This is a genomic window from Streptomyces sp. NPDC111802 (assembly GCF_055634335.1).
The window spans coordinates 1-1,020 of sequence record NZ_JBVKCZ010000248.1 but is presented as its reverse complement, the minus strand read 5'-3'; the positions used below and the strand labels follow the sequence as shown (position 1 = coordinate 1,020).

Here is a 1,020-nt window from a genome sequence, read left to right as displayed (position 1 = left end):
GACCCCAAGCCCTTCATCTGGACCAAGACCGCCAAGGAGATCCTCGACTCCCTCGCCCGCTTCTGCCGACGCATCTCCGGCGCAGGACACTAGTAGTGCGTCGTTAGGTTCTGTCCGGCGGATCTTGTGCCTGCCCCGGCCTTGGTTCGTTGGCATGATCATGCGGCGGGGAGATCTCACAAATGAAGCATGGGCCCGGCTGAAGCCGCATTTGCCGAAGTCCGGTCAGCGCGGGGGCCGTTGGGAGAGTCATCGCAGGGTGATCAACCGAAGCCCCCGCGGCTTCCGGGAAAGGAGCGGAACACACGTTCCTGCAGCACCGCCCCGATGAGGGCCTGGGACGCTCACGGGGCGGCCTGACCTGCAAGATCCACCTTGCCGGTGAGGGCGGACGCCGCCCACTCGCCTTGCTGATCATCCCGGGGCAGTGGGGCGACGCTCCGCAGCTCATCCCGGTCATGGAGCGTGTCCGCGGTCTGGCCGCCTCGGCGGAGACAAGGCTTACTCATCCCGTCGCAACCGCCGCTAGCTGCGGCAACGCCAGATCAAGCGATCGGCCCGCTGGCTTCGGCAGGGCGATCTGCAAACGCAGGAACGAGGTGGAGCGGACGATCGATGCCCGTCAAGCAGCTCCCTCACGATGTCCGCGTGCCCCGCGTGCCGTCCGGTCTCCTCGACGAGATGGATGAGCATCCGGCGGAGGTTGGCATTGCCGGAGCAGCAGTCGGGGTGGCGGCCGGTGTCATCCGAAGTGGCCGCGGCCACGATCTCGTTGCTTCGGGGGCACTGGGCCTCGTACGACGCACAAGCGCGGCCGGGAGTGCGCCTCCTCGCTTCGAGGGAACCGGATGCGCACCACCGGCCGTCGTTCAGGGCCCGGGTGTAGCCGCCGTCGGCGAAGAGTTCGGCGCCGGTGACGAACGAGGAGGCGTCCGAAGCCAGGAAGAGGGCGGCCTCGGCGATTTCCTCGGCGTCAGCCAGCCGCCCCAGGGGCACGCTGGCCTCGGCGAACCGGTCGAC

Annotated in this window: 3 pseudogenes; 1 reads left to right on the top strand and 2 read right to left on the bottom strand. The window is 68.1% G+C overall.

Going from position 1 to position 1,020, the window contains the following annotated elements:
* Positions 1–160: 160 nt before the first annotated feature.
* Positions 161–617: pseudogene (locus ACZ7NC_RS45795) on the top strand (transposase family protein); the annotation flags it as partial.
* 61 nt (positions 618–678) lie between these two features.
* Here ACZ7NC_RS45795 and ACZ7NC_RS45790 read toward each other — a convergent pair.
* Positions 679–873, bottom strand: a pseudogene (locus tag ACZ7NC_RS45790) (DinB family protein); the annotation flags it as partial.
* A pseudogene (locus tag ACZ7NC_RS45785) lies at positions 874–1,020 on the bottom strand (SDR family oxidoreductase); the annotation flags it as partial.